Raw genomic sequence first — 1,341 nt, 5'->3', positions numbered from 1 at the left:
CGGAGAGCTGGAGCGGCGTACGCTTCAGGTACGGCTCGAGCCGCAGCAGCTTCGCCGCCTCCGCCACGCGCGCCTCGATCTCGGAGCGCGGCTTGCCCTGCACGCGCAAGGGCGAGGCGATGTTCTCGTAGACGGTGAGCGAGGGGTAGTTGATGAATTGCTGGTAGACCATGGCAACCGAACGCTGGCGCACATCGGCACCCGTGACGTCCTTGCCGTTCACCACCACCTTGCCCGTGGTCGGCTTGTCGAGGCCGGCGAGCAACCGCATGATCGAGGTCTTGCCCGACAGCGTCGGGCCGAGCAGCACGTTAAGGGTTCCGCTCTCGAGCGTCAGCGAGACGTCGCGGATATGTGGGACACCCTCGACAGTCCGGGTCACGTGATCGAGCGTCACGGTCATGAGCGTCCTCCCGCTTCCAGCAGGGGAGTTTGCTGCACAGTGTGGGTCCTGATCCAGTCGTCAAGCACGCCGATCTCATCGGCAGATAGTCGCAGGCCGAGCTTGGAACGGCGCCAGACGACGTCCTCGGCGGTCACGGCCCATTCGTTGGCCATGAGATAGCGCACCTCGCGCTCGGTCAGCGTCGCACCAAAGGACTGGCCGAGATCGGCGGCCGATTTCGCGTCGCCGAGCAGCTTGACCGCCTTTGTGCCATAGGCGCGGGCAAGACGTCGCGCGTGCTCGTGACTGAGGAAGGGATAGCCACGCTGAAGCTCGGCGATCAACCCGTCGATGTCGGACACATTCATGTCGCCGCCGGGCAGCGGCCATTTGCCGGTCCAGCCCTCCCGTGCTTTTGCACTGCGCAGATAAGGCGCGAGCCGATCGAGCGCTTCTTCGGCGAGGCGGCGATAGGTCGTGATCTTGCCGCCATAGATCGAGAGCAGCGGCACACCGCCGGGCGTGTCGAGCTCGAACACGTAGTCGCGCGTCGCGGCCTTGGCTTCACTGGCGCCGTCGTCATAGAGCGGGCGCACGCCGGAATAGGTCCAGACGACGTCGTCCGGCGTCACCGGCTTGGCCAGATATTCACTCGCCGCCGTGCAGAGATACTGGATCTCCTCGGCCGTCGCCTTCACCTTGGCGGGATCGCCGTCATAGTCGCGATCCGTGGTGCCGATCAGCGTGAAATCGTCCTGGTACGGGATCACGAAGATGATGCGGCCGTCGGCGTTCTGGAACATGTAGGCGCGGTCGTGGTCGTAGAGCTTCCTGACCACGATGTGCGAGCCCTGCACCAGGCGTACCTTGGCTTTCGCATTGACGCCGGCGCCGCGGCCGAGCACGTCCTCGACCCAGGGGCCGCCGGCATTGACCAGCGCGCGGGCCTGGATCTG

2 protein-coding genes are annotated in these 1,341 nt (G+C 65.5%); both read right to left on the bottom strand.

Annotation, left to right across the window (positions count from 1 at the left end):
* Positions 1-403: ATP-binding cassette domain-containing protein (locus MOV75_RS38330; RefSeq protein WP_247008029.1), on the bottom strand; the 403-nt coding region annotated here is incomplete at its 3' end.
* Positions 400-1,341 (bottom strand): glycerol-3-phosphate dehydrogenase (gene glpD, locus MOV75_RS38325; protein ID WP_247008028.1); only part of this gene is annotated, 942 nt, incomplete at its 5' end. The genes MOV75_RS38330 and glpD, both read right to left, overlap by 4 nt.

Origin of the sequence: Bradyrhizobium sp. PRIMUS42 (genome assembly GCF_023006515.1) — a bacterium.
Classification (GTDB): Bacteria; Pseudomonadota; Alphaproteobacteria; order Rhizobiales; family Xanthobacteraceae; genus Bradyrhizobium.
The sequence above is the reverse complement of the archived record's forward strand: the minus strand, read 5'-3'. Positions and strand labels throughout refer to the sequence as shown.